The sequence below is a fragment of the Streptomyces sp. NBC_01476 genome (assembly GCF_036227265.1).
GTDB lineage: Bacteria > Actinomycetota > Actinomycetes > Streptomycetales > Streptomycetaceae > Actinacidiphila.
The window spans coordinates 4,909,079-4,924,349 of sequence record NZ_CP109446.1; the positions used below are offsets into that span (position 1 = coordinate 4,909,079).

15 protein-coding genes are annotated in these 15,271 nt (G+C 72.6%); 8 read left to right on the forward strand and 7 right to left on the reverse strand.

All coding sequences use genetic code 11. From position 1 onward, the window contains the following. Positions 1-22: 22 nt before the first annotated feature. Both OG552_RS21445 and OG552_RS21450 read left to right on the forward strand, forming a co-directional pair. Positions 23-988, forward strand: a complete 966-nt coding sequence (locus OG552_RS21445) for an ABC transporter ATP-binding protein (protein ID WP_329135329.1) — start codon at positions 23-25, stop codon at positions 986-988. Next, complete coding sequence (locus OG552_RS21450; protein WP_329135331.1) at positions 975-1,901, forward strand: ABC transporter permease; 927 nt, start codon at positions 975-977, stop codon at positions 1,899-1,901. Before OG552_RS21445 ends, OG552_RS21450 begins: the two co-directional genes overlap by 14 nt. Here the strand turns inward: OG552_RS21450 and rarD are convergent. Next, positions 1,838-2,779 (reverse strand): EamA family transporter RarD, encoded by a 942-nt coding sequence (gene rarD / locus OG552_RS21455; protein ID WP_329135333.1) that lies wholly within the window; start codon positions 2,777-2,779, stop codon positions 1,838-1,840. The genes OG552_RS21450 and rarD overlap by 64 nt on opposite strands. A gap of 119 nt (positions 2,780-2,898) precedes the next feature. Further along, the gene (locus OG552_RS21460; RefSeq protein WP_329135335.1) at positions 2,899-3,771 is read right to left on the reverse strand and encodes an NAD(P)H-binding protein; all 873 of its coding nucleotides are present in this window, start codon (positions 3,769-3,771) and stop codon (positions 2,899-2,901) included. Between the two features lie 107 nt (positions 3,772-3,878). Here OG552_RS21460 and OG552_RS21465 point away from each other — a divergent pair, with 107 nt between their 5' ends. After that, a complete protein-coding gene (locus OG552_RS21465; RefSeq protein ID WP_329135337.1) occupies positions 3,879-4,241 on the forward strand; it encodes a winged helix-turn-helix transcriptional regulator in 363 nt (120 codons plus the stop codon). A gap of 114 nt (positions 4,242-4,355) precedes the next feature. Here the strand turns inward: OG552_RS21465 and OG552_RS21470 are convergent, their stop codons facing one another. The 3 genes from OG552_RS21470 to OG552_RS21480 all read right to left on the reverse strand — a co-directional run bounded on the left by OG552_RS21470 (position 4,356) and on the right by OG552_RS21480 (position 8,177). Continuing rightward, a complete protein-coding gene (locus OG552_RS21470) occupies positions 4,356-5,417 on the reverse strand; it encodes a 2-oxoacid:ferredoxin oxidoreductase subunit beta (RefSeq protein ID WP_329135339.1) in 1,062 nt (353 codons plus the stop codon). Beyond that, a complete protein-coding gene (locus tag OG552_RS21475; protein WP_443070992.1) occupies positions 5,410-7,395 on the reverse strand; it encodes a 2-oxoacid:acceptor oxidoreductase subunit alpha in 1,986 nt (661 codons plus the stop codon). The genes OG552_RS21470 and OG552_RS21475 overlap by 8 nt, the downstream gene beginning before the upstream one ends. Positions 7,396-7,517: 122 nt before the next feature. Next, positions 7,518-8,177 carry a response regulator transcription factor gene (locus OG552_RS21480; protein ID WP_329140981.1) on the reverse strand — a complete coding sequence of 220 codons (660 nt, stop codon included), beginning with the start codon at positions 8,175-8,177 and terminating at the stop codon, positions 7,518-7,520. Between the two features lie 147 nt (positions 8,178-8,324). Here OG552_RS21480 and OG552_RS21485 point away from each other — a divergent pair, with 147 nt between their 5' ends. Next, the gene (locus OG552_RS21485; RefSeq protein ID WP_329135343.1) at positions 8,325-9,281 is read left to right on the forward strand and encodes a quinone oxidoreductase family protein; all 957 of its coding nucleotides are present in this window, start codon (positions 8,325-8,327) and stop codon (positions 9,279-9,281) included. Positions 9,282-9,394: 113 nt separating this feature from the next. Here the strand turns inward: OG552_RS21485 and OG552_RS21490 are convergent, their stop codons facing one another. Together OG552_RS21490 and OG552_RS21495 are read right to left on the reverse strand one after the other, a co-directional pair. Next, positions 9,395-10,744, reverse strand: a complete 1,350-nt coding sequence (locus OG552_RS21490) for a sensor histidine kinase (RefSeq protein WP_443070993.1) — start codon at positions 10,742-10,744, stop codon at positions 9,395-9,397. A gap of 182 nt (positions 10,745-10,926) precedes the next feature. Beyond that, positions 10,927-12,132: a sensor histidine kinase gene (locus tag OG552_RS21495; RefSeq protein ID WP_329135345.1), complete on the reverse strand. Its 1,206-nt coding sequence runs from the start codon at positions 12,130-12,132 to the stop codon at positions 10,927-10,929. A 208-nt stretch (positions 12,133-12,340) separates the two neighbouring features. Between OG552_RS21495 and OG552_RS21500 the strand changes: the two genes are divergently transcribed. Genes OG552_RS21500 through nuoH form a run of 4 tightly spaced genes read left to right on the forward strand, consistent with a single transcriptional unit; the run spans position 12,341 to position 15,238 of the window. Next, complete coding sequence (locus OG552_RS21500) at positions 12,341-12,709, forward strand: NADH-quinone oxidoreductase subunit A (RefSeq protein WP_329135347.1); 369 nt, start codon at positions 12,341-12,343, stop codon at positions 12,707-12,709. Next, a complete protein-coding gene (locus OG552_RS21505) occupies positions 12,700-13,344 on the forward strand; it encodes an NADH-quinone oxidoreductase subunit B (protein ID WP_329135349.1) in 645 nt (214 codons plus the stop codon). Before OG552_RS21500 ends, OG552_RS21505 begins: the two co-directional genes overlap by 10 nt. Beyond that, complete coding sequence (locus tag OG552_RS21510) at positions 13,341-14,279, forward strand: NADH-quinone oxidoreductase subunit C (RefSeq protein WP_329135351.1); 939 nt, start codon at positions 13,341-13,343, stop codon at positions 14,277-14,279. Before OG552_RS21505 ends, OG552_RS21510 begins: the two co-directional genes overlap by 4 nt. Further along, complete coding sequence (gene nuoH, locus OG552_RS21515; RefSeq protein ID WP_329135353.1) at positions 14,276-15,238, forward strand: NADH-quinone oxidoreductase subunit NuoH; 963 nt, start codon at positions 14,276-14,278, stop codon at positions 15,236-15,238. Before OG552_RS21510 ends, nuoH begins: the two co-directional genes overlap by 4 nt. Positions 15,239-15,271: the final 33 nt, after the last annotated feature.

Below are 15,271 nucleotides of genomic sequence, written 5' to 3' on the forward strand. Positions count from 1 at the left end.
GGGTCCGAACCGAAGGAGTGCGATGGGACAGCCGCCCGCCGTGGAACCGCCCGGCGACGTGGTGATCGAGACCCGCGGGCTGGCCAAGCAGTACCGCGGGACCCTCGCCGTGGACGGCCTCGACCTGCGGGTACCGCGCGGCTCCGTCTTCGGTTTCCTCGGGCCCAACGGCTCGGGCAAGACCACCACCATCCGGATGCTGATGGGCCTGATCACCCCGACCGCGGGCACCGCCGGCGTGCTCGGCCGCCCCATGCCGCGCGCCGCCCGTACCGTGCTGCCCAGAGTCGGCGCGCTCATCGAGGGCCCGGCGCTCTACGGCTTCCTGTCCGGCCGCGACAATCTGCTGCGCTACGACGCGGCCGACCCCACCGCCGACCCCCGCACCCGGCGCGCCCGGGTCGGGACGGCGCTGGACCGGGTGGGGCTGACCGCGGCGGCGGCCAAGAAGGCGAAGGCGTACTCGCTGGGCATGAAGCAGCGGCTCGGCCTGGCCGCCGCCCTGCTCCAGCCGCGTGAGCTGCTGGTGCTCGACGAGCCCACCAACGGCCTCGACCCGCAGGGCATGCGGGAGATCCGGGCGCTGGTGCGGGAGCTGGCGGCGGACGGCACCACCGTCTTCCTCTCCTCGCACCTGCTGGACGAGATCGAGCAGGTCTGCAGCCACGCCGCCGTGATGGCCCGCGGCCGGCTGATCACCCAGGGCCCGGTCGCCGAGCTCGCCGCCGGGGCGCGCGGCCGGCTCGCGGTCGGCACCCCGGACCCGGAGCGGGCCACGCGGGTGCTGGCCGCCCACGGGGTCAGGGATCTGGTCACGGTGGGGGAGCGGGTCACCGGTGAACTCCCCGCCGACCCGCCGGATCCGGCCGACCTCAACGCGGCCCTGGTCGCGGCCGGCGTCCGGGTACGGGCCTTCGGCCTGGAACGGGCCTCGCTGGAGGACGCGTTCGTGGCGATGACCGGGGAGGGCTTCGATGTCGCGGGCTGAGACGCAGGCGCCGGAGGCGGGCGCGGACGGCGGCGGCGCCGGGCCGGCCGTCCCCGAGGCCGCGCGCACCCCCCGGGTGTGGTGGTCGCTGGGCCTGTTCCGGTCCGAACTGCTCACCGTCTTCCGCCGCCGGCGCACGCTGGCGCTCTTCGCGGTGCTGGCCGGCGTGCCCCTGCTCGTCGGTATCGCGGTCCGTATCGAGACCCGCGGTGACGGCTCGGTGGGCCGGGGCAACGGCGACGGGCCCGCCTTCATCGAACAGGTCAGCAACAACGGCCTGTTCCTGACCTTCGCCGCGCTCGCCGCGACCCTGCCGTTCTTCCTCCCGATGGCGATCGGCGTGGTCGCGGGCGACTCGGTGGCCGGCGAGGCCAGTGCCGGCACCCTGCGCTATCTGCTGGTCGCCCCCGCGGGCCGTACCCGGCTGCTGCTGGCCAAGTTCACCTCGGTGCTGGCCTTCTGCCTGGCCGGCGCGCTCGTGGTGGCGGCGTCCGGGCTGATCGTCGGCGTCATCCTCTTCCCCATCGGCGACGTCACCACGCTGTCCGGTACGACCATCCCGCTGGCCGACGGCATCGCCCGGGCCCTGCTGATCGCGGTCCTGGTCGCGGCCTCACTGGTCGGCATCGCGGCGCTCGGGCTCTTCGTCTCCACCCTCACCGACAGCGGGATCGGCGCGATGGCGGGCACGGTGGGGCTGCTGATCACCGTGCAGATCGTGGACACCATCCCGCAGCTGCACGCGGTGCAGCCGTTCCTCTTCCCGCACTACTGGCTGAGCTTCGCCGATGTGCTCCGGGACCCCATGCAGTGGAACGGCATCGGCAAGAACCTCGGCCTGCAGCTGGTCTACGCGGCGGTCTTCGGCTCCGCGGCCTGGTCTCGGCTCACCAGCCGGGACGTGACGGCGTAGCGGGTCCGCCGGGCGGTGCGCAGCGCGTCCCAGGTGAGCAGGGCCAGCGCGGCCCAGACGAGGAAGAAGCCGAGCCACCGCTCGAACGGCATCCGCTCATGGAAGTAGAGGATGCCGATGAGGAACTGGAAGACCGGCGCGAGGTACTGCATCAGGCCGATGGTGGACAGCGGCAGCCGCGTGGCCGCCATCCCGAAGCAGACCAGCGGGATCGCGGTGACCAGGCCGCACGCGGCGAGCAGCGCGGCGTGGTCGGGGCCGTGGTGGGTGAAGGTGGAGTCGCCGCGGGCGCCGATCACCGCCAGGAAGACCAGCGCGGGGAGGAACTGCACGGACGTCTCGGCGGCCAGCGACTCCAGGCCGCCCATCGCGATCTTCTTCTTGACCAGGCCGTAGCCGCCGAAGGAGAAGGCGAGGGTGAGGGCGATCCATGGCAGCCGCCCGTAGCCGATGGTGAGCACCGCCACCGAGGCGACGCCGATGCCGACCGCCACCCACTGCACCGGCCGCAGCCGCTCGTGCAGGACGAGGACGCCGAGCGCGATCGTCACCAGCGGGTTGATGAAGTAGCCGAGCGCCGTCTCCACCACATGGCCGGAGTTGACGCCCCAGATGTACATGCCCCAGTTCACCGAGACCACGACCGCCGCGATCGCCACCAGGCCGAGCCGTTTCGGCTGCCGGACCAGTTCGGCCAGCCACGCCCAGCGGCGCAGCACCAGCAGGACGACGGCGACCACGATCAGCGACCACACCATCCGGTGGGCGAGGATCTCCAGCGCCCCTGCGGGCTCCAGCAGGGGCCAGAAGAGCGGGAAGATCCCCCACAGACCGTAGGCCACGAAGCCGTACACCAGACCTGTGCGCTGCTCGCCCATCCCAGTCCCTCCCCACCGCCGCCGACCGCTGTGTGCCGGTCAGACGGTAGCGGGAAAGCCACCGGCCTGTCATGGCCGTATCGGCAGACGGTCATGACAGGCCGGCTTCCGGCCGCGGGTCAGGACAGGTCGAGGCCCTTGACCGCGGCGGCGACCGACTCCGCCAGCGGTGTGGTCGGCCGCCCGATCAGCCGGGACAGGTCGCCGCTGGTACGGGCCAGCAGCCCGCGCTTGACCGCCTGGTCCACGTCGACCAGTACATCGGCGAAGCCGGCCGGCACCCCGGCGCCGACCAGCACCTCCCGGTACTCCGCCGGCGTCACATCGCGGTAGACGATCTCCCGGCCGGTCTGCTCGGCGATCACCGCCGCGTACTCGGCCAGGCTCCAGGCGGTGTCGCCGCTCAGCTCGTACGCCTTGTTCTCGTGCCCGGTCCCGGTGAGCACGGCCGCGGCGGCCGCGGCGTAGTCGGCGCGGGCGGCGGACGCGATCCGGCCGTCGCCCGCGCTGCCGAGCACCGCGCCGTGCTCCAGCACCGTGCCGAGGTTCTCGGTGTAGACCTCGGTGTACCAGCCGTTGCGCAGGAAGGTGTACGGCAGCTTCGAGGCGAGGATCAGGTCCTCGGTCGCCTTGTGCTCGGCGGCCAGCAGCAGGTCGGCGTCCGGGCCGCCGAGTATGCCGGTGTACACGAGCTGCGCCACGCCGGCCGCGGTGGCCGCCTCCACCACCGCGGTGTGCTGCGCGACCCGCTGCCCCACCTCGCTCCCCGAGATGAAGAGCACCCGGTCCCCGGCCCGGAAGGCGTCCTTGAGCGTCTCCGGCCGGGCGTAGTCGGCGACCCGCACGCCGATCTGCTGCCCGGCGAGATCGGCGGCCCGGTCCGCGTCCCGCGCCACCGCGGCGATCTCACCGGGGGCGACCCCGCGGGCCAGCAGCTCCGCGATGACCAGACGGCCCAGGTGGCCGGTGGCTCCGGTGACGACGATGCTCATGCTGTACTCCCGTTGTGCGGTGATCCACGTGCCCCCCGTGCTGACCGCCCCACGGTAACGCGCACACTAACCGCCGGACAGTACCCACCTTTAGGTACGGTACATACATGAAGGTTATCTGCCCGGAACGGGCCGTACTGGAGCACGTCACCAGCCGCTGGGGCGTCCTGGTCCTCTCCGCCCTGCTGGACGGCACCCGCCGGTTCAGCGAGCTGCGCCGGGAGATCGGCGAGGTCAGCGAGAAGATGCTCACCCAGACGCTGCGCACCCTGGAGCGCGACGGCTTCGTCCGCCGCGAGGCCCGGCCGGTCATCCCCCCGCACGTCGACTACGCCCTCACCCCGCTCGGCGAGCAGGCCGCCCGCCAGGTCCGCGCCCTCAGCCGCTGGACCGAGGAGCATGTACCGGACGTCTTCGCGGCCCGTGCGGCGTACGACGCCCGGACGGCGGCGACGGTACAGACGGTATGAACGCCCGCCGAGCCGCCCGTCGCGAGCCGCCCGCCGCGAGCCCGCCGCCGTGCCGGGAGACGGCGATGCCCGGCGCCGGAAGGACCGGGCCGGGCATCGTACGGTCGGTTCCCGCTACACCACGGTCCAGGTGTCGTTGCCGGTGAGGAGGGTGGTGAGGTCGCCCCGGCCCTGCTCGGTGGCGGCCTTTTCCAGCTGGTCGGCCATGTCGGTGTCGTAGACCGGCCGCTTGACGTCCCGCAGGACGCCGATGGGGGTGTGGTGCAGGGTGTCCGGGTCGGCGAGGCGGGTCAGGGCGAAGGCGGTCGCCGGGGACGCGGCGTGCGCGTCGTGGACCAGGACCGAGTCGGTGCCCTCGGCGGTGACGTCGATGACGGCCAGATCGCCGGTCGCCGGGTCGCGGACCACGCCGTTGCTCCCCAGGCCGTCGGCGGCCGGCGCGCCGAAGCGGATGGGCTGCCCGTGTTCGAGCGGGATCAGCGCCTCCCGGGCGGTGTCCTTGTCCTTGAGGGCGTCGAAGGCGCCGTCGTTGAAGATGTTGCAGTTCTGGTAGATCTCGACCAGGGCGGTGCCCTCGTGGGCGGCCGCGGCCCGCAGGACACCCTGGAGGTGCTTGCGGTCGGAGTCCAGCGTGCGTGCCACGAAGGAGGCTTCCGCGCCGAGAGCGAGGGAGAGCGGGTTGAAGGGGGCGTCGAGCGAGCCCATCGGGGTGGACTTGGTGATCTTCCCGACTTCCGAGGTGGGGCTGTACTGGCCCTTGGTCAGACCGTAGATCCGGTTGTTGAAGAGCAGAATCTTGAGGTTGACGTTGCGGCGCAGGGCGTGGATGAGGTGGTTGCCGCCGATGGACAGCGCGTCGCCGTCACCGGTGACGACCCACACCGACAGGTCCCGGCGGGACGCGGCGAGCCCGGTCGCGATCGCGGGGGCGCGGCCGTGGATGGAGTGCATCCCGTAGGTGTTCATGTAGTACGGGAAGCGGCTGGAGCAGCCGATCCCGGAGACGAACACCACGTTCTCCCGGGCCAGGCCGAGTTCGGGCATGAACGACTGGACCGCGGCGAGGATCGCGTAGTCCCCGCAGCCGGGGCACCAGCGCACCTCCTGATCGGACTTGAAGTCCTTCATGCTCTGCTGGGCCGCCGCCTTGGGGACCAGCGCCAGTGCCTCAGACATCCTCACGCTCCACATCCGCACGTTCGCCCAGTTCGGTTCCGCTGAGTTCGGCGATGGCCGTCGCCAGCTGCTCGGCCTTGAACGGCAGGCCGGTGACCTGGTTGTAGGACACCGCGTCCACCAGGTACTTCGCCCGCAGCAGATGGGCGAGCTGGCCGAGGTTCATCTCCGGCACGATCACCTTGTCGTAGCCGCGGAGGACCTCACCGAGGTTGGCCGGGAAGGGGTTGAGGTTCCGCAGGTGCGCCTGCGCGACCGTGCCGCCGCCGGCCCGGATCCGGCGGACCGCCGCGGTGATCGGCCCGTAGGTCGACCCCCATCCGACGACCAGCGTGGTGGCCTCCCCGGACGGGTCGTCCACGGCCAGGTCGGGGACGGTGACCCCGTCGATCTTGGCCTGCCGGGTGCGGACCATGAAGTCGTGGTTCGCCGGGTCGTAGGAGATGTTCCCGGTGCCGTCCTGCTTCTCGATCCCCCCGATCCGGTGCTCAAGGCCCGGCGTGCCCGGCACCGCCCACGGCCGCGCGAGGGTCTCGGGGTCCCGCAGATACGGCCAGAACTCGGCGGAGCCGTCCTTCGCGGTGTGGTTCGGTCCGGACGCGAACTCCACTCCCAGCTCCGGGAGTTCGTCCACATCCGGGATCCGCCACGGCTCGGAGCCGTTCGCCAGATACCCGTCGGAGAGCAGCAGCACCGGTGTGCGGTACGTCACCGCGATCCGGGCCGCCTCCAGGGCGGCGGTGAAGCACTCCGCCGCGGTGGCCGGCGCGACGATCGGCACCGGCGCCTCACCGTTGCGCCCGTACATCGCCTGCAGCAGGTCCGCCTGCTCGGTCTTGGTCGGCATCCCCGTCGAAGGACCGCCGCGCTGGATGTCCACCACCAGCAGCGGCAGTTCCAGCGACACCGCCAGTCCGATCGTCTCCGACTTCAGCGCGACGCCCGGGCCGGAGGTGGTGGTCACCGCCAGGGACCCGCCGAACGCCGCCCCCAGTGCCGCTCCGATCGCGGCGATCTCGTCCTCCGCCTGGAAGGTCCGCACCCCGAAGTTCTTGTGCTTCGACAGTTCGTGCAGGATGTCGGAGGCCGGGGTGATCGGGTACGACCCCAGGAACAGCGGCAGCCCGCTGCGGACCGACGCCGCCACCAGCCCGTAGGACAGGGCCAGGTTCCCGGAGATGTTCCGGTAGGTGCCGGCCGGGAACGCGGAACCGGCCGGGGCGACCTCGTAGGAGACCGCGAAGTCCTCGGTGGTCTCGCCGAAGTTCCACCCGGCCCGGAAGGCGGTGACATTCGCCTCCGCGATGTCCGGCTTCTTCGCGAACTTCTTGCGCAGGAACGCCTCGGTGTTCTCCGTCGGGCGGTGGTACATCCACGACAGCAGCCCCAGCGCGAACATGTTCTTCGCGCGCTCGGCGTCCTTGCGGGCCAGGCCCGACTCCTTCAGCGCCTCCAGCGTCAGCGTCGTCAACGGCACCGGGTGCACCGCGAAGCCGTCCAGGGACCCGTCCTCCAGCGGACTCGCCCCGTACCCGACCTTCGCCAATGCCCGCTTGGTGAACTCGTCGGTGTTCACGATGACCTCGGCGCCCCGCGGCAGATCCCCGATGTTCGCCTTCAGCGCCGCCGGGTTCATCGCCACCAGGACGTCCGGCGCGTCCCCCGGCGTGAGGATGTCGTGGTCCGCGAAGTGCAGCTGGAACGACGACACCCCGGGCAGCGTCCCTGCGGGTGCCCGGATCTCGGCCGGGAAGTTGGGCAGCGTCGACAGGTCGTTGCCGAAGGACGCCGTCTCCGACGTGAACCGGTCACCCGTCAACTGCATCCCGTCCCCGGAGTCACCGGCGAACCGGATGATCACCCGGTCGAGCCGTTTTGTCTCCTTCGCCGGTGTGCGCTGTTCGCCCAGAACGTCGGTGATGATGGCAGGCGTATGTCCCGCGCCCGCACTGGTGGGGCTGCTGACCTGGCTGGTCACTGAATCGGACCTCCTTCGAGGCGGCGGCTCACCGGTCATGGTACGTCGGTAAGGGTGACCTTCCCCGTACGTCCCGGAATGTGGAAGACAGCCCGGGTGCCGGGAGACAAGCTGTCAACAACCTATGAGTTCACATAGGTCAGCACGGCGAGTACGCGCCGGTGATCCCCGTCACTCGGGGCCAGGCCCAGCTTCAGGAAGATGTTGCTGACGTGCTTCTCCACCGCGCCGTCGCTCACCACCAGCTGCCGGGCGACCGCCGAGTTCGTCCGGCCCTCCGCCATCAGGCCGAGCACTTCGCGCTCCCGCGGGGTCAGGCCGGCCAGCACGTCCTGCTTGCGGCTGCGGCCGAGCAGCTGGGCGACGACCTCGGGGTCGAGCGCGGTGCCGCCCTCGGCCACCCGGACCACCGCGTCCACGAACTCCCTGACCTCGGCGACGCGGTCCTTGAGCAGGTAGCCGACACCGCGGCTTGAGCCGGCCAGCAGCTCGGTGGCGTACTGCTCCTCCACGTACTGCGACAGCACCAGGACGCCGACGCCCGGGTGGTCGCGGCGCAGCTGGACGGCCGCCCGGACACCCTCGTCGGTGTGCGTGGGCGGCATCCGCACGTCCGCCACCACCACGTCGGGCGGCGCGCCCTGCGCCGCCAGCTCGTCGACCGCCTTCAGCAGCCCCACCGCGTCGCCGACGCCCGCCACCACGTCGTGACCGCGATCGGTCAGCAGCCGGGTCAGGCCCTCCCGAAGCAGTACCGAGTCTTCGGCGATGACCACCCGCACCTTGTCCTCCACCGTTCGCCAGCCCCCCGTGTCGTCCGTGACTCTCCCAGCATCCCAGCATCGGCGGGGCGATGGGGAATACGGTGCCGGTGGGCAAGGTTGCGCCCCGCGCCGCGGTCCGGCGGCGCCCACGGGAGAGGAGAGCGCGTGCGCGCGGTCGGTTTCGACGTCAACGGTGGCCCCGAGGTGCTGCGGCCGGTGGAGCTGCCGGTCCCGGAACCGGGCCCGGGGCAGGTGCTGATACGCGTCGCGTACGCCGGGGTGAACCACGGCGAGATGTGCCACCGGCTCGGCGACTTCGGGGCGCCCGCCGGCATCGAGGTCCCCGGCCTCGAGGTGTCCGGCGAGGTGACCGCGCTCGGGCCCGGCGTCACCGGTCTGGCCTGCGGCGATCCGGTGGCGGCGTATCTGCCGGACGGCGGCGGGTACGCGCAGTACGCGGTGGCTCCCGCCGCGTTCGCGTATCCGCTGGACGGGATATCCCTGCGTGACGGGGGCGGCGCGGCGCTCGCACTGACCACCGCGTACGGGGTGCTGGCCGGCGCCGCGCGGCTGGCCGCGGGGGACACGGTGCTGATCCACGCGGCGGCGGGCGGGGTGGGCTCGGCCGCCGCCCAGATCGCGCGGGCACTGGGCGCCGCCGCGGTGCACGGCACGGTCGGGTCGGCGGCGAAGGCGGATTACGCCAAGCGCTTCGGTTACGACGCGGTGCACCTGCGGGACGGCTTCGCCGAGCACGTCAGCGACCTGGATGTCGTCCTCGACCCGATCGGCGGCCCGACCCGGCAGGCCGGCCTCTCCGTACTCGCCCCCTTCGGCCGCCTCGTGGTCTACGGCGACGCGGCCCGCCGCCCCGACCTCAGCCTCCCCGTCCTGCCGCTGCGCCGGAACAACCGCTCCCTGGCCGGCTACGACCTCGCCGACCTGGCCCGCCGCGCCCCCACCGTGGTCCGCTCGCACGCGCTGTCGGCGCTGTCCCTGCTGGCCTCGGGCGCGATCCGGCTCGACATCACCACCGAACTCCCGCTCACCGCCGCCGCCCAGGCCCACGAGACCCTCCAGGCCGGGCTGAACGTCGGCAAGACGCTGCTCACGGTGGACTGACCCGGGGGGTGGGCCGATCGCGGCCGGCCGCCGACCGACCGGGGGCCGGCCGCGGACCGGTCGTGGGCGGACCCGCCGGCCGGCCGCTGACCGGTCGTGGGCGCGGACCGCTCCTATACCCGCCAGGGGAGCTCCGCGGTGACACGGGTGGGGCCGCCCGCCGCCGAGTCCACCACCAGGACACCGTCCACCGAGTCGAGGCGTTCGGCGAGCCCGGCCAGGCCGGACCCCGCGCCGGCCTCCGCCCCGCCCCGCCCGTTGTCGCGGACCTGGAGCATCAGCCGGTCCCCTGACCGCCAGACGTCCACCGAGGCGCGGGACGCCCCGCTGTGCTTGCTGACGTTCTGCAGCAGTTCGGAGACGGTGAAGTACGCGATGCCCTCGATCGCCGGGACCGGCCGGGCCGGCAGGTCCACGGTCACCGCCACCGGGACGGTGCACCGCGCCGCCACCGCCGAGAGCGCCGGGCCGAGGCCCCGGTCGGTGAGGATCGCCGGGTGGATGCCGCGGGCCAGGTCGCGCAGCTCCTGGAGGGCGATCTTCACCTCGCCGTGCGCCTCCTCCACCATCGCCGCGCCTGCCTCCGGGTCCTCCAGCAGCTTCTCCTTGGCCAGGCCGAGGTCCATGGCCAGGGCCACCAGCCGTGCCTGGGCGCCGTCGTGCAGGTCACGTTCGATGCGCCGCAGGTCGGCGGCGGCGTGGTCGACCACCACCCCGCGGTCCGACTCCAGCTCGGTCACCCGGCTGTCCAGCCGGGACGGGCCCAGCAGCCCGCTCACCAGCAGCCGGTCCACGTGCGCCATCCCGCGGACCACCCACGGCGACGCCAGGACGAGCAGCAGCCCGGCCACCACGCACAGCACCATGTCCGCCGGGGTGTGCAGCCACCAGCCGTGCCGGTCGTCGCCCGAACCGTGGACCTGCAGGCCCTGCTGCCCGAAGTAGACCGGGAAGACCCAGCGCCACAGCGGATAGGTCAGCAGGCCCCAGCCGTAGGTGAAAAAGCTGATGGCGACCGAGAAGGTGAAGACCCCCCACGGGAAGTGGAGCAGGCAGTAGATGGCGTGCCGCCAGTTGACGCCGCTGCCGAGCTGCCCGCCGAGCCAGGGGAAGAAGCCGCGGCCCTTGGTGCGCACCGGTGCCGGCTCTGCCACCTCCAGCCAGAGCAGGGAGCGGGCCCGGGCCCGCTCGGCGTAGCCGACCGCCCGGCAGCCACCGAGCGCCAGCACCAGCACCGGCAGCCCGACGAAGGTGATCAGCAGTCCGGCACCGAGCGACAGCGTCGTCACGGTCCACACGAAGCCGATGACACCCATCGGCAGGTTGAGCAGCAGATAGGCGAACTCCCGCCATGTCCGTGCCTCGACCGGTGCCCGCAGCGCGGCCGGCAGCCGGTGCGCGCCCTCCTGTGCCGGGTAGCCGTACGCCATCACCGGGACCGTCCTTTCCGCCCTGCTCGTCATACCGCCATCGTGCGGCGGGCGGCGGCCGGAACCCATGGTGCGGATCGGCGTCTTGGGGGTGGGGCTATCCCTACCCGCGGGCGCTGCCTGCCGGCTTTACCTGCCGGCCCGTGAGCCCCGGGTGCGGCGGAACCGCCCGCACGGTGTGCTGTGCGGGCGCCGGCCGCGGCGGTACCGGCCGCTCAGTGCTTCACGGCGCCGGTCCGGCGGAACTCCCGGTCCCGCCACGGCAGTTCCGCGGTCACCGTGGTCGGCCCGCCGGCCGGGGAAGCGACCACGAAGAGTCCGTCCACCGAGTCCAGCCGTTCGGCGAGCCCGGCCAGGCCGGACCCCGATCCGACGTCCGCCCCGCCGCGCCCGTCGTCCCGTACCTGGAGCATCAGCCGGTCCCCGGCCCGCCACACGTCCACCGAGGCGCTGCGGGCCTGGCTGTGCTTGCTGACGTTCTGCAGCAGCTCGGAGACGGTGAAGTACGCGATGCCCTCGATCGCCTCCGCGGGCCGGGCCGGCAGATCGACGGTGACGGCGACCCGGACCGTACAGCGGGAGGCCACCGACGACAGGGCCGCGTCCAGGCCGCGGTCGGTGAGGATCGCCGGGTGGATGCCGCGGGCCAGGTCGCGCAGCTCCTGGAGGGCGATCTTCACCTCGCCGTGCGCCTCGCCGACCATCTTCGCCGCCGCCTCCGGGTCCTCCAGCAGCTTCTCCTTGGCCAGGCCGAGGTCCATGGCCAGGGCGACCAGTCTGGCCTGGGCGCCGTCGTGCAGGTCACGTTCGATGCGCCGCAGGTCGGCGGCGGCGTGGTCGACCACCACCCCGCGGTCCGACTCCAGCTCCGCGATCCGCCGCTCCAGCTCGTCCGAGGGCTGCAGCAGGCCCCGTACCAGTGTCCGGTCCACCGTGGACATCGCCCGCGCCAGGAACGGCAGCACCGGCCAGAGCACGAAGAGCCCGACCAGGGTGACGGTGAAGGTCACGATCCCCCAGGGCAGCCGGATCGCGAAGTACAGCGCGTGCCGCCACGCCACCGGGTCCTTCAGCGACGCCCACAGCCACGGCAGAAAGCCCATCGTGCCCGGCCGCAGCGGCCGCGGCTCCTCGACGTGCACCCCCAGCAGCGCCCGGGCCCGGGCCCGCTCCACCCCTCCCAGCAGCCGGCAGCCCATCAGCCCGAGCGCGAGCAGCGGCAGGCCGATCACGGTCACCGACAGGCCGGCGCCGAGGCTGATGGTGGTGACGACGTACACGAAGCCGACGATCGAGGTGAAGAGGTTGATCAGCAGGTGTGCGATCTCCCGCCACGTCACCGCGTCGAACATCGCGAACCGGGCGCGCGGCAGCGGGTCGTCGGTCGGGGTGGCGGCGCCGGGTGCGGGCGAGGTGGTCATGGTCCAAGCCTGCCGGGTCCGGGGGCGGCTCCGCCATGGGGTGCGCCGTCCGGACGGAGGTGGGGTTATCCCCCGGCCGGGAACAGGGAGGGGACGGGGGATGCGGGCGTGAACCCAGGGCCTAGACTCCCTCCGTATAAATCGTCTAAAGATCCACCCGGGTCGCTGGACACCACCGGTCAACGAGTGAAACGAGGGGCGGACGGACGTGGACTACTTCCACGGCTACTCGGTCGTCGGCCTGGTCGCGGTCGTCGGTGTGCTCTTCGTGGCGGTCGCGTTCGCGTCCGGCCGGCTGCTGCGGCCGGTCGTGCCGACGCAGGAGAAGATGCTCACCTACGAGTGCGGGGTCGATCCGGTCGGCGAGGGCTGGGCGCACACGCAGGTGCGGTATTACGTGTACGCCTTCCTCTATGTGATCTTCGCGGTGGACGCGATCTTCCTCTTCCCCTGGGCCACCGTCTTCGCGGCGCCGGGCTTCGGGGGCACCACGCTGGCGGAGATGTTCGTCTTCATCGGCTTCCTCGCGGTCGGGCTGCTCTACGCCTGGAAGAAGGGCGTACTCGCATGGACCTGACCCCCGCGCCCGTGCCCGCCGCGGGTGCCGCTTCCCCGGCGCCGGCCGAACTGCTGCCGGAGCCCCGGCGGCTGGGCCCGCTGGCCAGGCTCGCGCCCGAGCCGATGAAGGTGGTGCTCAACTGGGGGCGCCGCTACAGCCTGTGGGTCTTCAACTTCGGCCTGGCCTGCTGCGCGATCGAGTTCATCGCCGCGTCGATGGCCCGGCACGACTTCATCCGGCTCGGCGTGATCCCCTTCGCCCCCGGGCCCCGGCAGGCCGACCTGATGGTGGTCTCCGGCACGGTCACCGACAAGATGGCCCCGGCGGTCAAGCGGCTCTACGAGCAGATGCCCGAGCCGAAGTACGTCATCTCCTTCGGCGCCTGCTCCAACTGCGGCGGCCCCTACTGGGACTCCTACTCCGTCACCAAGGGCGTCGACCAGATCATCCCGGTCGACGTCTACGTACCCGGCTGCCCACCCCGGCCCGAGGCGCTGCTCCAGGGCATCCTCAAGCTCCAGGAGAAGATCGCCCGCGAGTCGCTGAAGGACCGGTACGCCACCGGCGCGGGCCGCCCGTCCGCCGCCGCGCTGACCAGCGGACTCGTTCAGGCGCCCGCGCCCGGCCCGACCCCGGGAGCGGAGGAGCGGTGACCGGGTTCGAACGGCTGCCGGACGACGCGGCAGAGGTCTTCGGCGCGGGTGCCACGGCCGCGGTGGCGTACGACCTGCTCACCGTCGATGTGCCGGCGGACTCCTGGATCGCGGCGCTCACCACCGCCCGCGACGCACTGGGCTGCACCTTCTTCGACTGGCTCAGCGCGGTCGACGAACCGGGCACCGGCTTCCAGGTCTGCGCGCACCTGGTCCGGCTCGACGGCGGGGTACGGCGGCTGCTGATCCGTACCACCGTCCCCCACGACGCCGCCGAACTGCCCACCGCCACCGGTGTCTACGCGGGCGCGGGCTGGCACGAGCGGGAGACGCACGAGATGTTCGGCGTCGGCTTCACCGGGCATCCGCATTTGGCGCCGCTGCTGCTGCCCGAGGAGTTCGAGGGGCACCCGCTGCGGAAGGACTTCGTACTGGCGGCCCGGGTCGCCAAGGCGTGGCCGGGCGCGAAGGAGCCGGGCGAGTCGCACGACGGCGGCCCCAAGCGCCGGCAGATGCAGCCGCCGGGTGTGCCGGACCCCAACGAGTGGGGCCCGCTCAAGGGCCAGCTCCCGCCCGCGCCGTCCCGCCCGGCCCGGCCCCCGCGGGCCGCCGGCGCCCCCGGCGAACGCCCGGCCCGGCGCACCCGCAGCGTCACCGAGGGCTCGGCGAGCCAGGCACCGGACCGGACCCCGGAACAGACCTCGGAGCAGGCCCCCGAACAGCCCCCGCAGCGGCCCGCGCCGCCGCGCGAACGCACGCCCGACGCGCCCTGGGAGCAGCGGACCGGCGAGCAGCGCACCGGGCAGTCCGGGCAGCCCGGCGAGCAGCAGACCGGCGGACAACAGCCTGGCGAGCAGCAGACCGGCCGGGCCGGCGGACCGCAGCAGCCCCCGGCCGGGGGACCCCCACCCGCTGAAGGAGGCGACGACGCGTGAACGACACCCTTCACGACCTCCTCCGGCTGGTCGGCGTGCTTGTGGTGTTCCTGGTCTTCCCGCTCGCCGTGGGGCAGACCGAGCACAAGGTGATGGCGCACATGCAGGGCCGGCTCGGCCCGATGTACGCGGGCGGCTTCCACGGCTGGGCCCAACTCGTCGCGGACGGGGTGAAGTTCGCCCAGAAGGAGGACATCGTCCCGGCCGACGCGGACCGGCGGATCTTCCAGCTGGCCCCGGCGGTCGCGCTGCTGCCGTACCTGGTCGTGCTGATCGCCATCCCGGTCGGCCCGCACGGCTTCGTCGGCGAGGCGCTGGACACCGGCCTGTTCTTCGTGCTGGCCGTGATGGGGGTCGGCGTGCTCGGCTCGCTGATGGCCGGCTGGGCCTCGGCGAACAAGTTCTCGCTCCTCGGCGGCCTGCGCACCGCCGCCCAACTGCTCGCGTACGAACTGCCGATGCTGCTCGCCGCGGCCTCCGTCGCGATGGCCGCCGGTACCCTGTCGCTGCCCGGTATCGTCGAGCAGTACCACTGGTGGTGGACGCTCTGGCAGCTCCTGGGCGGCCTGGTCTTCTTCGTCAGCGGGCTCGCCGAGCTGCAACGCCCGCCGTTCGACATGCCGGTGGCCGACTCCGAGATCATCTTCGGCGCCTACACCGAGTACACCGGGCTGCGGTTCGCGCTCTTCCTGCTCGCCGAGTACGCCGGCATCGTGGTGCTCTGCGCGCTGACCACCGTGCTCTTCCTCGGCGGCTGGCACGGCCCCTGGTCCGGCAGTGTCGGCTGGCTGTGGACGCTGGTGAAGACCGCGGTCCTCGCCTTCGTGGTGATCTGGCTGCGGGTCAGCTATCCGCGGCTGCGCGAGGACCAGTTGATGAAACTCGCCTGGACCGTGCTGATCCCGGTCGCCCTCGCCCAGATCGCCCTGACCGGCGTCGTCAAGGTGGTGATCTCCTAGTGGCCATCCCCGGCTCCGGCCTGGCCAAGGGCC

Excerpts from the sequence above, each read along its gene's own strand:
- OG552_RS21445 (WP_329135329.1), top strand. The coding sequence starts at position 23 with ATGGGACAGCCGCCCGCCGTGGAACCGCCCGGCGACGTGGTGATCGAG.
- OG552_RS21450 (WP_329135331.1), top strand. The coding sequence starts at position 975 with ATGTCGCGGGCTGAGACGCAGGCGCCGGAGGCGGGCGCGGACGGCGGC.
- rarD (WP_329135333.1), bottom strand. The coding sequence starts at position 2,779 with ATGGGCGAGCAGCGCACAGGTCTGGTGTACGGCTTCGTGGCCTACGGT.
- OG552_RS21460 (WP_329135335.1), bottom strand. The coding sequence starts at position 3,771 with ATGAGCATCGTCGTCACCGGAGCCACCGGCCACCTGGGCCGTCTGGTC.
- OG552_RS21465 (WP_329135337.1), top strand. The coding sequence starts at position 3,879 with ATGAAGGTTATCTGCCCGGAACGGGCCGTACTGGAGCACGTCACCAGC.
- OG552_RS21470 (WP_329135339.1), bottom strand. The coding sequence starts at position 5,417 with ATGTCTGAGGCACTGGCGCTGGTCCCCAAGGCGGCGGCCCAGCAGAGC.
- OG552_RS21490 (WP_443070993.1), bottom strand. The coding sequence starts at position 10,744 with ATGACGAGCAGGGCGGAAAGGACGGTCCCGGTGATGGCGTACGGCTAC.
- OG552_RS21495 (WP_329135345.1), bottom strand. The coding sequence starts at position 12,132 with ATGACCACCTCGCCCGCACCCGGCGCCGCCACCCCGACCGACGACCCG.
- OG552_RS21505 (WP_329135349.1), top strand. The coding sequence starts at position 12,700 with ATGGACCTGACCCCCGCGCCCGTGCCCGCCGCGGGTGCCGCTTCCCCG.